Consider the following 13,648-nt stretch of genomic DNA (forward strand, 5'->3'; position numbering starts at 1 on the left):
CGCGCTTCGACATGCCAAGCCCTGCCGTCATCTGCCCTCGATCTCCTGCATGGGCTGCCGGGCCCTGTCGTTCCGGCAGCGCGTCGAAATCCCGTATCCGCGGCTCGCCCACCGGCTCACTCCCGCTCGTGCCGCCCGCGATGCCCGTGCGGCCGCTCGATCGGTCGGCCGCCACGCTGGCGGCGCAGGCGCGCCTCCAGCGTGGCGGCCTGCTCCTCGCGCTCGTCGTGCAGCTTCAGGTAGTTGCGCCAGCGCGCCGCGGTCAGCTCGCCGTTGTCCAGCGCCGCCTGCACCGCGCAGCCCGGCTCGCTGCCGTGGCCGCAGTCGGCGAAGCGGCATTGTTCGGCCAGCAGCCCGATGTCAGCGAACAGGTCGAGGTTTTCCTCGCCGGTCAGCTTCAGCTCGCGCATCCCCGGGGTGTCGATCAGGCAGCCGCCCGAGGGCAGCTGCAGCAGGGCGCGGTGGGTGGTGGTGTGGCGGCCACGGCTGTCGTGGCTGCGCACGGCGGCGGTGGCCATGCGCGCCGTGCCGAGCAGGGTGTTGGTGAGGGTGGACTTGCCGGCACCGGAGGAGCCGACCAGCACCGCGCTGTCGCCCGGCTGCAGGTACGCCGCCAGCGAGGCCACGCTGGCCGGGTCCTTGCCGTTCAACGCATGGATCGGGGTGCCGGCGGGCAGCCGCGCGCGCAGGGCCGCGACCTGCGCCGCGGCGTCCTCGCGCACGTCCAGCTTGCTCAGCAGCACCACCGGCTGCGCGCCGGAATCCTCGGTCAGCGACAGGTAGCGCTCGATCCGCGCCGGGTTGAAGTCGCCGTCCAGCCCGGTCAGCACCAGCACGTAGTCGATGTTGGTGGCGATCAGCTGCCGCTCGTAGCGCTCGCCGGCGGCCGCCCGCGACAGTACCGTGCGCCGCGGCAGCACGCTGACGATGTGCGGCGGGGTGCCGGCGGCGACCTCGACAAAATCACCCACCACCGGCCGCTCGGCGGGATCGAGGCCGCGCTTGAGGAAACGCCCGTCCGGCTGCGCGCCGAACAGGTTCGCGCCGTCGTGCAGCTCGTAGCCGGCGCGATGCTGGGCCACCACCCGGGCCAGGCGCAGGCCGCCGGCCGGCAGGGCCTCGCCGCGCCAGCCGATGCGGCGCAGGCGTTCGATCGTTTCGGCGTCACTCATGGGAAGGATCAGTCGGCACGGTTCGCCGATTATGCCCTGCCCCGGGATGGCCCGAGGATGAACCGGAAATTGCCTCACGGGACCCTCGCGCTGCACTGCATCACGCTGCTAGCATCCCTCTTGCCGGCGGTTGCCGCCGGCCCACCCCCACTCGTTCAGGACTCCGGCGTTGGCTCCAATTACCCCCAGTGCGCACCTGGCGGACGTGCGCTACGAAATCCGCGGCGCACTGACCCGGCGCGCGCGCGAGCTGGAGGCCGCTGGCCTCGACATCATCAAGCTCAACATCGGCAACCCCGGCCGCTACGGTTTCGCGGCACCGGCGCACCTGCGCGAGGCGATCGCCGGCCACCTGCACGACAGCGAAGCCTACGGCCACGAACAGGGGCTGGAGCTGGCCCGCGAGGCGATCGCCGCGCAGCAGCGCGCGCGGGGTGCGCGCGGCGTCGAACCCGAGCGCATCTTCATCGGCAACGGCGTCAGCGAGCTGATCGACCTCAGCCTGCGCGCGCTGCTGCAGCCCGGCGACGAGGTGCTGCTGCCCAGCCCGGACTACCCGCTGTGGAGCGCCGCCACCATCCTCAACGGCGGCCAGCCGCGCTATTACCGCTGCCTGGCCCGTGACGGCCACCTGCCCGATCCGGACGAGGTCGAGGCGCTGATCACCCCGCGCACCCGCGCGCTGGTGCTGATCAACCCGAACAACCCGACCGGCGCGGTGTATCCGCGCGCGCTGCTGCAGCGGCTGGTGGATATCGCGGCACGGCACCGGCTGCTGCTGCTGTCCGACGAGATCTACGACGAGATCCTGTACGACGGGGCCAGCTTCCAGCCGCTGGCCGAAGTGGCCGGCGAGGTGCCCTGCCTCAGCTTCGGCGGCCTGTCCAAGGTGCACCGCGCCTGCGGCTACCGGGTCGGCTGGGCGAGCCTGTCCGGCAACCCCGCCCACACCGCGGCCTACCGCGACGCGCTGCAGCTGCTCGCCGCGCTGCGCCTGTGCGCGAACGTGACCGCGCAATGGGCGGTGCCGCCGGCGCTGCAGGCCGCGCCCACGATCAGCGCCCTCACCGCGCCCGGCGGCCGCCTGCACGAGGCGCGCCGCCTGGTGCTGGAAGGCGTCGCCGCCAGCGACTACCTGGAGCTGGCGGCGCCGCAGGGCGCGCTGTATGCGTTCCCGCAGGTACGCGCCGACCGCATCGCCCACTTCGACGACGAGGCCTTCGCGTTGCGCCTGCTGGAGGAGGAGTCGGTGCTGGTGGTGCCAGGCAGCAGCTTCAACGTGCCGTGCAGCCACCACTTCCGGCTCACCCTGCTGCCGCCGCCGGCGCAGCTGCAGGAGGTGTTCGTGCGGATCGAGCGGGTACTGGCGCGGATGGCGCGCGAGCAGTTGCCGCGGTCGGCCGCGGTCGCCTGATCCCACGATGCCGGCCGCGCTTCCCCGCTTCCTCGCCCTCGGCGACTCCTACACCATCGGCGAAGCGGTGGCCGCGCACGAAAACTGGCCGGCCACGCTGACGCAACGCCTGCGCCAGGCCGGCATCCCGCTCGACGGACCGCGGATCGTCGCCGTCACCGGCTGGACCACCGACGAACTGGCGCAAGGCATGAACGCCGCCGCGCTGGTGCCGCCGTACGACCTGGTCAGCCTGCAGATCGGCGTCAACAACCAGTACCGCGGCCGCCCGGCCGAGGATTACCGCGGCGAGTTCGCCGGCCTGCTGGTGCGTGCGGTCGGGCTGGCCGGCGAGCGCGCCAGCCGCGTGGTGGTGGTGTCGATCCCGGACTGGGGCGTCACCCGCTTCGCCCGCGAACAGGATCGGGACCCCGCCCGCATCGGCGCCGAGCTGGACGCCTACAACGCGATCGCCCGCGTCGAAGCCAGGCGCACCGGCGCCGGTTTCGCCGACATCACCGGCATCTCGCGCCGGCATCCCGAGCTGCTCGCTGCCGATGGCCTGCACCCCTCGGCCGCGCAATACGCCTTGTGGGCGGAGGCGATTGAGCCGGCGGTGCGCGCCGCCCTGGATTCGTAGCCGCCGCCGCAACCGCGCTGCAATCTGTCCGCCATCGCACGGTGACGTGGCGATCGCACACTGGCGCCCCGGGCCACCACCGGGGACCGTGCCATGAACAGCTTCCATTGCCGCAGCGCCTTCATCTCCGATGTGCACCTGGGCACGCCGGACTGCAAGGCCGCCTACCTGCTCGACTTCCTGCGCCGGCTGCGTTGCGAAAAGCTCTACCTGGTCGGCGACATCGTCGACCTGGAGGCGCTGTCCCGGCGCCACTGGTGGCATGCCGAGCACAGCGCGGTGATCGCCGAGGTGTTGGCGCTGGCGCGCCGCGGGGTCGAGGTGGTCTACATCCCCGGCAACCACGACGCGCCCATGCGCGGCCTGCACGGGCAGAACTTCGCGGGCGTGCGGATCGAACTGGACGCCGTGCACGTGGGTGCCGACGGCCGCCGCTACCGGGTCAGCCACGGCGACGAGTTCGACCCCGAGCGGATCGGCCGCCGCTGGATGCTGCTGCTCGGCGAGGCGATGCATCGCCTGATCTGCTGGAGCAACCGCCGGCTGCACGCGCTGCGGCGACGGCTGGAACTGCCGTACCTGCCGCTGTCGATCATCGTCAAGTCGCACGTGGGCAAGGCGCTGGCGTATATCCGCGCCTACGAGCAGCGCGTCGCCGACGACGCGCTGCGGCGCGGCTTCGACGGCCATATCTGCGGGCACATCCACTTCGGCCACGTGCGCGAGCTGGGCGGCGTGCTCTACCTCAACGACGGCGACTGGGTCGAGCACTGCACCGTACTGGTCGAGGACCACGCCGGCGCGATGGAGCTGATCCACTGGAGCGAACAGTCCACCGCGCTGGGCCGCGCCAGCCGCGAGCGGGTGTGGCCCTCGCCCGCCGCGGTGCTGGCGCTGGCGCCGCTGGGCACGGCGCGCCGCGGCGATCCGGACCCGGGCGAGCTGCATCGCGCCGCCTGAGCGGGCGGCCTTGAAGGCCGGCGGGAGCCCCGCATATCGGGGCGGCGTATCATGGCCGTCTTCCCTGCCGGAGTTATCCCCATGTCCCTCGACAGCGCCACCCGCGAACGTATCGAAACCCTGCTCAAGGACCACCGCGTGGTGCTGTTCATGAAGGGCAACCGCCAGCAGCCGATGTGCGGCTTCTCCGCGGCGGCCACCAACACGCTGAACGAGCTGCTGCCCGAGTACCACACAGTCAACGTGCTGGAGGATCCGGAAATCCGCGAGGGCATCAAGGCCTACGGCGACTGGCCCACCATCCCGCAGCTGTACGTGGAGGGCGAGCTGGTCGGCGGCGCCGACATCATCCGCCAGATGTACGGCAGCGGCGAGCTGCACCAGCTGTTCGGCCTCGCCGCGCCGGATCGCACGCCGCCGGAAATCACCATCACCGACGCCGCCGCCGAGGCGATCCGCCAAGGCACCGCGAACGCGCAGGGCGTGGCGCTGCACCTGGAGATCGGCCCCGACCACAGCGCCGGCTTCCAGCTGGCGCCGGCCGGCGAACACGACATCGTGGCCCATGCGAACGGCCTCGAAGTGCACTTCGACCCGGCCAGCGCGCAGCGCGCCAAGGGCATCGTGATCGACTGGGTCTCCACCGTGCAGGGCGAGGGCCTGAGCCTGAAGTTCCCCGGTGCGCAGGAGATCAAGCCGCTCAGCGTGCAGCAGCTGCGGGACCGCCTCGCCGCCAACGACCTCGTGCTGATCGACGTGCGCCCCGCCGCCGGCCGCGCCATCGCCGCACCGCTGGCGCGGGCGCGGGTGCTGGAGGAGGAAGGCTACGAGGCCCTCGCCGGCCTGCCGAAGGACACCGCGCTGGCTTTCATCTGCCACCACGGCATGTCCAGCCGCGCCATGGCCGAGCGCTTCGCCGCGCACGGCTTCGTCAACGTGTACAACGTCGAGGGCGGCATGGACGCGTGGGCGCGCGAGGTGGACCCGGGCGTGCCGCGTTACTGATCATCCGGCCGACCGCATCGCGTCGCGGAAGGCCCCGGCACGAGGCCTTCCGTTTGCCGGCGATCGGGCATTCCGCGCGAACTGCTCCCCCCGGCTCAGTCCCCGGGCAGGTCGCAGCTCCGGTTGAAATCGCCGATGCCGGCGACCAGTTCGGCAAGCGCGGCGCGTTCGGCTTCGCTCAGGTCGGGATTCCAGCAGTCCATGATCAGCACCACGCGCGTCTCGCCGCTGCGGTTCCACGCCTCGTGCTCGAACGTGTCGTCGAAGGTGACGCAGCGGCCCTCCTGCCACTCGTGAACCTCGCCGCCCACGTTCAGCGCGCAATCCGGCGGCACGATCAGCGGCAGATGGGTGACCAGCCGCGCGTTGGTGACGCCGCGGTGCGGCAGGATATGGGTGCCCGGCCGCAACACCGAGAACAGCGTCTCCGGCCCGTGCTCGCGAATGCGCGACAGCGGCATCCGCTCGATCAGCGCGGCGGTTTGCGGGCAGCGGGTGCAGTGCGCGTCGTAGCGCTGGCCGTGCCGGTAGAAGAAGTAGGCGTCCCACGCCGCCTGCTGCGCTCCGGAGGCGCGCAGCATGGTCCCCATGTCCTGCGGCGAGTCGACCTTGAGGAAGGCCTCCAGGTCGCGCGGCCGCTCCAGCACCGCGCGCAGCTCCGCGCGGATCGCCGCGGTGCCGGCCTCCAGCGCCTCGAATTCCGGGAAGCGTTCGCGCGGATAGTAGGGCTGGCTGGGGATGCCCGGGAAATACAGGAACTTCGGCTGTTGCCGCGGATCGGGCAGGTCCGCCGGCTGCTCGTGCAGGTAGATCGCCAGGCACTGTTCGACGCGCCGCAGTTCCGAACGGCCGTAGCGTTCGCGCAGCGGCTCCAGGATGCCGTCGAACAAGGCATGCCGGCCGGCATCGACGTAGCGCATGGCGTGCTTGACCGCGTCGCGCATCCCCGGCGCGGTGCTCGCGTCGCTGAGCCAGCGCCCCTGCGCCTGCGCAGAGCTGATCGCAGCGAAATACGCCACCAGCGCTTCGTGCGAGTGCCCGAGATGCTCCAGCGCCACGCCGAGTCGGAGCCGTACGGTGAAAAGCTGCGGCTCGAGATCAAGCGCCCTGCGCAGGTCGCCGGTGGCGCCCGCGTTGTCACCCGCCACCATCCGGGCCGTGCCCAGTTGATGCAGCACGCCCACGCTTTGCGGGTGTGCCTGGTGCGCAACAAGCAGATGCTCGATCGCCCGATCCGCCTTGCCAGTCGCAAGCTCGCGCATGGCCAGGAACTGCAATGCCTCGAGGTCGGTCGGTTCGATGCCAAGAAGGCGCACGAAAGCCTGCTCCGCCACCAGCTCGTCACCGTGATTCAAGGCGAAACGCGCGCGCTCACGGTAATGCGACGTATCGAGCAGCTGTTCATTCATGGTGGGTTTGCCTGACGGGCGATGCGCGACCATGCGCGTCTGGCACGGCTTGCGGACGGCAAGCATGATAGACCGTTATCGAAGCCCTGATCCCGGGGTGTCATCAGCCATCCGCATCCGCGAACTTTTCCGCCAGCTCGGGCACGAACGGCGCATACAGCCGCCAGCGTGCCACCGAGCGCCGATAGACCGGCTGGCGCGCCTGCCACATGCTGGCCGAGCTTATCGCGTATTCCCGCGACACCGGCTTGCTGGCTTCCTGCTCGCCGACTTCGCCGGGAAGGCCGAGAAATGCCCTCAGGCCAGCCATGGTTCGTTCGGGCTGTTCCACCATCTGCTCGTAGTCGACCGTGTGGATCGGCAGCACCATTCGTTGCCGCCAATGCTCCATCAGACGGTCACAGCCCGCACCAAAGGCGGCGATATCGTCGAAATCGTACGCGTAGTCGTTGTCCATGTGGCCGAACAGCTGGCTCCAGATCGACAGGGCGTTGTCGCGGCGATTGCGTCGGCAATGGATGATCCGCGCCTGCGGAAACAAGCTGGCGATCTGCCCGAGATAGCGGAAGTTCAGCGGGTGCTTGTCCACGTACCACGTCGCCGGCGCATCGTCTTGCCGAAGATGCGCCAGGTAGATCCTGCGCGCTTCGGCGAGCGCCTGCGGATCGGCGGCAAGGCCGTGTGTTGCCAGCTGGCCCGCCAGGTAGCCGATGAACGGCATTTCGCCGCGGTTGCGCACGGCCGGGTCGCGACCGAGGCGGTCAGCCACCAGCGTGGTGCCGCTGCGCACCATGCCGACGATGAATACCGGGATGCAGTCGGATTCCGCCTTTCCCGGCACTTGGGGCGCCCGCACCCGCAACTGGTCGGCGACGAACCTGTCCCAGTCTCCGCGCGCCCAGGCTATCGTGCTCCGCGCCAGCGCGTTCGCTTCGCGCAACAGCCCTGCTGCGCGCGCGTGATCGCCGATGTCGTCGCAGGCCTTGCCGAAAGCGAACAAGATGGATGCGCGCGCGCGCGCGGTCAGCGCCGGATCACGAAGATGCGTTTCAAACAGCGCGAAGTCGGGATGGCCAACATCGGTGTAGCGCGTAGTATTTGCCAGCGCCTGCAGCACGAACCACTCGTTGATGTTCACGCCGGTGCGCAGGGCTGCCAGATAGTGCGCGCGCGCCTCGTCGAATCGCCCCAGTTCGTGGGCGATACTCCCTGCCAGCGCGAACAACCGGGGACTTCGCTGACCGGCCCACAGCTGTTGCTCGCATACCTCGGCCGCCTGGGCGTGGCGACCGCACTCCCTGATGAACTTGGCACAATCGAACATGGCGTCCGGGTCGCCTGCATGCCTGTGCGCAAACTCCCGCATCGCGGTCGTGGCTGCCTCCAGCCGCCCCTGCGAACGCAGCTCCGACGCCCGCGCAAAGCTGCTTGCGGCGTCGCTGGCATCAGTGAGCTGAGGCATGGGAGGATGAATCGGGTCGCTCATGCCGGCGCCGGAGGAAAGAGCAGGTAGGTCGACAGAATGTACTTGTCGCCCGATATCGGCGGACGACCGGCATGCTGGAACATCCAATAGGGCGGAAACATGAGCAGGCGCCCGGTGCGGGCACTTACCTTGATGCCCAAGTCGCAGAATTCCGTTTCGCCGCCCTTTTCCACATCATTCAGGTACCAGAGAAAAACCATATAGCGGTTGGACACTTCCCCCAGCGAATCGAAGTGCGGCTGGAAGGCCTCGCCGCTGCCGGCGACGTAGCGCTTGATGCGCAGCGAATCCAGCAGCGTCGACGTCGGCACCGGGATGGTCAGTCCGAACTGCCGGTTGTACAGCGACAGGTAATCATCGATCTTCCGATAGAAGAAGCCCTTGAACGCATCGTCCGCCAATGGCGTGATGTCGAGTTCCGTCCACGAGCTCTCGTCCAGCCCGGCGCGCCAGCCCTTGCGGCGCGTCACATGGCGGTCCCTGGCCTGATGGAAGGAGGCGACCAACTGCTGGCAGAACGACACCGGCAACGAATCGTCGAAAACCTGCACGTAGCCGCGCAAGTCGCAGATGGGCGGGGAAACGGTTTCAGGCGTCATAGCCCCAATGCTCCATGACTTCCCGCAGAACCGGCAGCAATGGCTCGAATGCGCTCTCGTAGCGGCGCCACCGCCCCATCGCTTGCCTGTTGGGCGGTTGCGTCACCTGCGAATAACTTGGCGTACTGATGAAGCCTTTTTGCCGGGCATGCTGATGGAAATTGCGCAAGGGATCTGCGTCATCCAATCCGATGAAGCTGCCGATCCGCTCCACCATCCCGTCGAAGTCGTCCAGCAGATCCTCGTAACGCAGGTGCAGCACCTGCAGTCCCAGCAGCGCTTCGTGATGGATGACGTACTGCATGGCATGGACGTAACCGCGTGCAAGTCGTTCGAGCGACGAACACATCACCTGGAATCCGGGCGAACGGAAATCCTGCATGTAATTGCTGAGGATCACGTCGCAAGGATGGCGCAGCGCCAGAATGACCTTGGCGTCCGGGAACAGGCGCCGTATCAATGGCAGGTGCAACAGGTTCAGCGGGTTCTTGTCCACCAGCTGCTGCCCCGGCTTCAGCTGCACGACATCGGCCACCCGTGCCCAATATGCCTGCCGCAACGCTTCGCAGCGCGACTCGTCGAGTTGGCCCAGGGCCTCGGGGTAGAGCACGCCCCATCCCTGCAGCTCTTCCACCAGTTCCTGCATGAACGGGCGCTCGTCCATCGACGCCAACGCGGGATGGGCATCGAGCATCTGCTCCAGCATGGTGGTACCGGAGCGGGGGAAGCCCACCACGAATACCGGCGAAGGCCTCGCCGCGGGCGCCAGGCCGGTGGGCCACCCGGCCACGTCGGCCGCCGTCATCCGCACCAGCGCCGGCGCCAACGGCTCCACGCCCGGAGCCATAAGCTCGGGCACCAGCTGGGCGGCGGTTTCGAGTTGCGCCGCGTGGGCCTGGGCCAGGGCATGCATGACGGCCTCGGTGTCGCCGAGCCTGTCGCAGGCCTTCGCCAGCGCGAAGTAGAGGTTGCTGCGATGCCTGTGCTCGCGTATCTGCGCGATCAGTTGCTCCAGCTGATGTCTGGCGGCCGCCGGGTCGGCGCCGCGCATGGCCATCGTGCAGATGGCCGCCGCGACGTCCTCCCGCTCGCTGTCATCCGCCAGTGTCCGCGGTTCCGGCAGGCGCGCCAACAGGCTTCGCGCCTCGTCCAGCCGATTGACGCGCTCATACAACAGGATCAGCCTTGCGATCGTGCGCGGGCGTTCGCCGTCGAGCACCATCGCCTTGTCCAGCAGTTGCTCGGCCTCCGCCACGCGTCCCGTCTGCGAGAACAGCCAGGCCAGGTCGATGCGCAATTGCCCGTCCAGCTCCGGCCAGGCGCGCCAGTCCGCCAGCAGATGCTCCACCGCCAGGGTATCGCCGCATTCGTGCGAGACGAGCGCGGCGTTGATCCGCAAGGAAAGATCGCCGGGCTGGTGCAAGGCGGCGTCCAGCAGGAGATCGCGCGCCTGCACCAGCTCGCCGCGTTCCATGCACAACAGGCCCAGGTTGGCCTTGGCGAGGATGTCGTCCGGCTCCAGCCGCAGCGCCTGTTCATAGCATTGCTGCGCCTCCGCAAGACGCCCGACAGCACGCAGCAGGGTGCCGAAATTGCCCCAGTGCCTCCCCGCCTTCGGATAAAGCACGGTCAGCCGCTGGTAGGTTGCCAGAGCCTCGTCCATCCTCCCCTGTTGCTGCTGGGCGTAGGCCAGCCACAACAGCGCGGACTCGTCATCGGGAATGGCCTGCAGCCAACCCCGGCATTCGCGTTCCGCACGGACCGCATCGCCAGCCTCCAGCGCCTGCCGAATGCGTTCGTTGTTGCCGGTTACTGTCATGGTCTGGTCGCCGTGCTCCAGAAAAAAAAGCCGCGCGGCTTGCACCGCGCGGCTTCAATTCTAGCGAAACAGCCTGCTAGAGGATCAGAACTTCACGGTCACACCGGCGAAGAAGTAGCGGCCGATGGTGTCGTACGTGTTCACGTCGGTGTTCGCGTTGAGCACGTTGTTCTGGTACATCAGCGGCGGCTGCTTGTCGAACACGTTGTCAACACCGGCGTTCAGCGTGGTGTTCCACCGGGCGATGTTGTAGGCGACCGCGAAGTCGTTGTAGATCATCGTCGGCACCCGCAGGACCACGTTCGGCAACGATTGATCCGCGCTGAAGGTCTCGGTGGTATTGCGCGAACCGACGTTCAGGGCGCCGAAGTAGCGCATCTTCCACGTCGCGCTCCACGGGCCGGTGCTCCAGTTCAGCATGCCGACGCCGCGCCAGCGGGTGTAGTTGCCGTAGCCGTTGTTGTACATGCCCGCAAGGTGGTTGATCACGTCGCCGGCCTGGCCCGGGGCGGTATCGTTGTCGTACTTGATCAGGTAGGTGGTGTTCAACGACAGCGCGAAGTCGCCGATGTTGGTGCCGGCTACGTCGAAGTGCGGGATCTTGTACTTCCCGGTGAAGTCGATGCCGCTGGTGTTCAGCGTGCCCAGGTTCACCGTCGGCGAGTTGATGAAGAGGATCTGGCCCGTGTCGTCGCGGTGGATGAAGCTGCAGAACGGGCTGCTGCCGTTCGCGTAGCAGATCGACATGGTGTTCTGCACGCCGAGCGGGGTGATCGTGTCGTTCAGGTGCACGCGCCAGTAATCGGCACTCAGCGACAGGCCCGGGATGAAATGCGGGTCGTACACCGCGCCGAAGTCGAACGACTTGCCGTATTCCGGCTTCAGGTTGTAGCCGGCGGCCACCGAGCCCGACACCACGGCCGTGGTCTGACCCAGGCCCGAGCCCTTGAACGAACCGTTGGTCGGCACGTTCGCGCATGCGGCCGCATGGCCGCCGGTGTAGCCGATGCAGGGATCGGTCAGCTGCGGCGCCGAGCCGGCCGCGCCGGCGTACAGGTCGCTGATGGTCGGCGCACGGAACACGCCCTCCATCGTGCCGCGTACCAGCAGGTCGTCAACCGGGCGCCACTCGAGCGCCACCTTGTTGGAGGTGCGGCTGCCCGCCGAGGAATAGCTCGAATAACGCGAGCCCAGGGTCAGGTTCAGCGACTTGATGCCCGGCAGGCCGGTCAGCAGCGGCACGAACAGCTCGCCGTAGACTTCCTTCACGTTGAAGGAGCCCGCCAGCGGCGTGGCGCAGGCCTCCTGCGAGATGAAGCAGGTGCCGCCGGTGCCGCTGGTCCGGGCGATGTAGTCGACCTGGGTGTTCTGGTAGTCCTTCTCGTAGTCGGCGCCGACCGCCAGCGAGACCGTGCCAGCCGGCAGGCTGAACAGGTCGCCGTTCGCGTTGACTTCGGCGCGGCGGGTGGTGATCAGGGTATGGCCGAACGGAGCCGCCGCATAGTTGCCCAGCGTGCTGACCGTCTGGGGGTCATTCACGTTGAAGATGTTCAGCGGGGTGCAGCCGGAGACCGGCGCGGTCGGCGTGCCGCAGGTCACCTTGCCGGAAACCGGGTCCAGGAACGACGGACCCAGGGCCGACTTCAGGCCGTTGTAGTACACGTAGCCATGCTGAACCGTATCCTGGCCGACGTGGCCGTAGTTGAGGTCAGCGGACCACTGCCAGCTGGTGTCGCCCACGGAGCCCTTCAGGCCGGCGTCCACCTGGCCGGTCTGGGTCGCGAAATCCTCCATGCGCTGGCCCAGCGTGGTGAAGCGGCTGCGGAAGGTCCTGCCGCCCGGCCCGAAATTGATGCCGAACGGGTTGTAGTAGTTCTGGGCCGAGACCACCACGCCGTCGCTCTTCGCGTCGAATGGCAGCGGGGCGATCGCGAAGTGCGAGCTGGTCTTGTTGTAGAAGAAGTCCAGATGGGCCTGGAGATTGTCGGTCACCTGGTAGGTTGCCAGCGCAAACGCGTTGAAGCGTTCCTGCGGCGTGGTGATCAGGTTCACCGCCTGGTAGTTGAACGAGTCGGTCTTGGAGTTGTACGGACGATAGTCGCTCGTCGAGGTCTTGCCGTTCACCGGATGCGCCAGCGTGACCGGTCCGGTCGGCAGACTGACGTAGCCGTTGGGGTTGCGGCTGGAACCGCCGTGATACACCGAACCGCTCGACAGGTAGGTGGCGTACTTGGAGAAGTCGCGCTTGGCCGAGGAGATTTCATCGAACTTGTTGTAGTCGATGCCCGCCGTGATGCTGCCCTTGTCGCCGGCGGTGCCGAAGAGGGCCGAGAAGCCGCGGCGGGTACCGTCGTTGTGGTCGGATTCGCCGACGTTGGCGCTGAGCTCGAGGCCCTGGAAATTCTTGCGCAGGATGAAGTTCACCACGCCGCCGATCGCGTCCGAACCGTACGTGGCCGACGCACCGTCCTTCAGGACTTCGATGCGGTCGATCATGCTGGCCGGGATCGCGTTGATGTCGTTGCGGGCGACGCGGTGGCCGTTCACCAGGATCAGGGTGCGCTGGGAGCCCAAGCCACGCAGCGATACGGTCGAGGCACCGTCACCACCGCCGTTGTTGACGTTCGGGTTGGTCGCCGCGCCCGCTACCGCGGGGAGTTCCTGCAGCAGATCGCCGGCCGTCAGCTTGCCGCTGGACTTGATCTCCTCGCGCGTCACGGTAGTGACGGGGTTGGCCGTTTCGAGGTCGACGCGGCGAATGCGCGAACCGGTGACCACCACGGTCTGCAGCGTCTTGGCATTCTGCTGATCAGCCGGCTGGTTGTTTTGCTGACCGCTCGTATCCTGCGCGAAGGCCGAAGTGGACACGCCCACCGCGATGACAGCACCCAGCGAAAGGCCGAGACGGACCGCCGAAGAAAGTTTCTTGACCCCAAGTTTCATGAAAGCACCCTCCGATTAATTATTTAATGCGTCAGTAAAACCAATTCCCACAAGGCGATTGTGAGTTGACGTGACCTTCTCTCGGCTCCTGCTGAGTGCCAGGCCATGGGAACTCCCGATCCGGGCCGATACTAACAGGGAAATAACACTGCGAGAACACAGCAGCCTCGCGATGGCCAGTACCGCGGAGGGCACCGGAAAGCGTTACGGCTGGCTTGTCGA

Annotated in this window: 11 protein-coding genes; 5 read left to right on the forward strand and 6 right to left on the reverse strand. The window is 67.9% G+C overall.

Annotation, left to right across the window (positions count from 1 at the left end; translation table 11 throughout):
- Positions 1-116: 116 nt before the first annotated feature.
- Positions 117-1,172 (reverse strand): ribosome small subunit-dependent GTPase A, encoded by a 1,056-nt coding sequence (gene rsgA, locus RHOFW104R8_RS05220; protein ID WP_068093023.1) that lies wholly within the window; start codon positions 1,170-1,172, stop codon positions 117-119.
- 169 nt (positions 1,173-1,341) lie between these two features.
- Between rsgA and RHOFW104R8_RS05225 the strand changes: the two genes are divergently transcribed.
- From RHOFW104R8_RS05225 to grxD, 4 genes are all read left to right on the forward strand, one after another.
- The gene (locus tag RHOFW104R8_RS05225; RefSeq protein ID WP_068093021.1) at positions 1,342-2,586 is read left to right on the forward strand and encodes an aminotransferase class I/II-fold pyridoxal phosphate-dependent enzyme; all 1,245 of its coding nucleotides are present in this window, start codon (positions 1,342-1,344) and stop codon (positions 2,584-2,586) included.
- A 7-nt stretch (positions 2,587-2,593) separates the two neighbouring features.
- The gene (locus tag RHOFW104R8_RS05230) at positions 2,594-3,205 is read left to right on the forward strand and encodes an SGNH/GDSL hydrolase family protein (protein WP_068093018.1); all 612 of its coding nucleotides are present in this window, start codon (positions 2,594-2,596) and stop codon (positions 3,203-3,205) included.
- 93 nt (positions 3,206-3,298) lie between these two features.
- Positions 3,299-4,165 (forward strand): UDP-2,3-diacylglucosamine diphosphatase, encoded by an 867-nt coding sequence (locus RHOFW104R8_RS05235; RefSeq protein ID WP_068093016.1) that lies wholly within the window; start codon positions 3,299-3,301, stop codon positions 4,163-4,165.
- A gap of 81 nt (positions 4,166-4,246) precedes the next feature.
- Positions 4,247-5,170: a Grx4 family monothiol glutaredoxin gene (gene grxD, locus RHOFW104R8_RS05240; protein ID WP_068093014.1), complete on the forward strand. Its 924-nt coding sequence runs from the start codon at positions 4,247-4,249 to the stop codon at positions 5,168-5,170.
- Between the two features lie 95 nt (positions 5,171-5,265).
- On the opposite strand, the gene RHOFW104R8_RS05245 is transcribed toward grxD, so the two are convergent.
- Complete coding sequence (locus tag RHOFW104R8_RS05245; RefSeq protein WP_235604368.1) at positions 5,266-6,228, reverse strand: aspartyl/asparaginyl beta-hydroxylase domain-containing protein; 963 nt, start codon at positions 6,226-6,228, stop codon at positions 5,266-5,268.
- Between RHOFW104R8_RS05245 and RHOFW104R8_RS17785 the strand changes: the two genes are divergently transcribed.
- Positions 6,214-6,594 (forward strand): hypothetical protein, encoded by a 381-nt coding sequence (locus RHOFW104R8_RS17785; RefSeq protein ID WP_235604367.1) that lies wholly within the window; start codon positions 6,214-6,216, stop codon positions 6,592-6,594. The two genes, RHOFW104R8_RS05245 and RHOFW104R8_RS17785, sit on opposite strands and share 15 nt — an antisense overlap.
- Before the next feature lie 88 nt (positions 6,595-6,682).
- Here the strand turns inward: RHOFW104R8_RS17785 and RHOFW104R8_RS05250 are convergent, their stop codons facing one another.
- From RHOFW104R8_RS05250 to RHOFW104R8_RS05265, 4 genes are read right to left on the reverse strand one after another with little or no spacing between them, the layout of a single operon-like run.
- The gene (locus RHOFW104R8_RS05250; RefSeq protein ID WP_082823543.1) at positions 6,683-8,065 is read right to left on the reverse strand and encodes a sulfotransferase; all 1,383 of its coding nucleotides are present in this window, start codon (positions 8,063-8,065) and stop codon (positions 6,683-6,685) included.
- Complete coding sequence (locus RHOFW104R8_RS05255) at positions 8,062-8,664, reverse strand: 2OG-Fe(II) oxygenase (protein WP_068093007.1); 603 nt, start codon at positions 8,662-8,664, stop codon at positions 8,062-8,064. The genes RHOFW104R8_RS05250 and RHOFW104R8_RS05255 overlap by 4 nt, the downstream gene beginning before the upstream one ends.
- Positions 8,654-10,528 carry a sulfotransferase gene (locus RHOFW104R8_RS05260; protein ID WP_235604366.1) on the reverse strand — a complete coding sequence of 625 codons (1,875 nt, stop codon included), beginning with the start codon at positions 10,526-10,528 and terminating at the stop codon, positions 8,654-8,656. The genes RHOFW104R8_RS05255 and RHOFW104R8_RS05260 overlap by 11 nt, the downstream gene beginning before the upstream one ends.
- A 39-nt stretch (positions 10,529-10,567) precedes the next feature.
- Positions 10,568-13,426, reverse strand: coding sequence for a TonB-dependent receptor domain-containing protein (locus RHOFW104R8_RS05265; RefSeq protein WP_082823544.1), 2,859 nt, complete (start codon positions 13,424-13,426; stop codon positions 10,568-10,570).
- Between the last annotated feature and the right edge of the window lie 222 nt (positions 13,427-13,648).

This window comes from Rhodanobacter sp. FW104-R8, from assembly GCF_001617365.1.
Taxonomy (GTDB): Bacteria; Pseudomonadota; Gammaproteobacteria; order Xanthomonadales; family Rhodanobacteraceae; genus Rhodanobacter.

What these genes read in the sequence shown, in the direction of transcription:
- rsgA (WP_068093023.1), bottom strand. Translation starts at nt 1,172, where the DNA reads ATGAGTGACGCCGAAACGATCGAACGCCTGCGCCGCATCGGCTGGCGC.
- RHOFW104R8_RS05230 (WP_068093018.1), top strand. Translation starts at nt 2,594, where the DNA reads ATGCCGGCCGCGCTTCCCCGCTTCCTCGCCCTCGGCGACTCCTACACC.
- RHOFW104R8_RS05235 (WP_068093016.1), top strand. Translation starts at nt 3,299, where the DNA reads ATGAACAGCTTCCATTGCCGCAGCGCCTTCATCTCCGATGTGCACCTG.
- grxD (WP_068093014.1), top strand. Translation starts at nt 4,247, where the DNA reads ATGTCCCTCGACAGCGCCACCCGCGAACGTATCGAAACCCTGCTCAAG.
- RHOFW104R8_RS17785 (WP_235604367.1), top strand. Translation starts at nt 6,214, where the DNA reads ATGCTCCAGCGCCACGCCGAGTCGGAGCCGTACGGTGAAAAGCTGCGG.
- RHOFW104R8_RS05250 (WP_082823543.1), bottom strand. Translation starts at nt 8,065, where the DNA reads ATGAGCGACCCGATTCATCCTCCCATGCCTCAGCTCACTGATGCCAGC.
- RHOFW104R8_RS05255 (WP_068093007.1), bottom strand. Translation starts at nt 8,664, where the DNA reads ATGACGCCTGAAACCGTTTCCCCGCCCATCTGCGACTTGCGCGGCTAC.
- RHOFW104R8_RS05265 (WP_082823544.1), bottom strand. Translation starts at nt 13,426, where the DNA reads ATGAAACTTGGGGTCAAGAAACTTTCTTCGGCGGTCCGTCTCGGCCTT.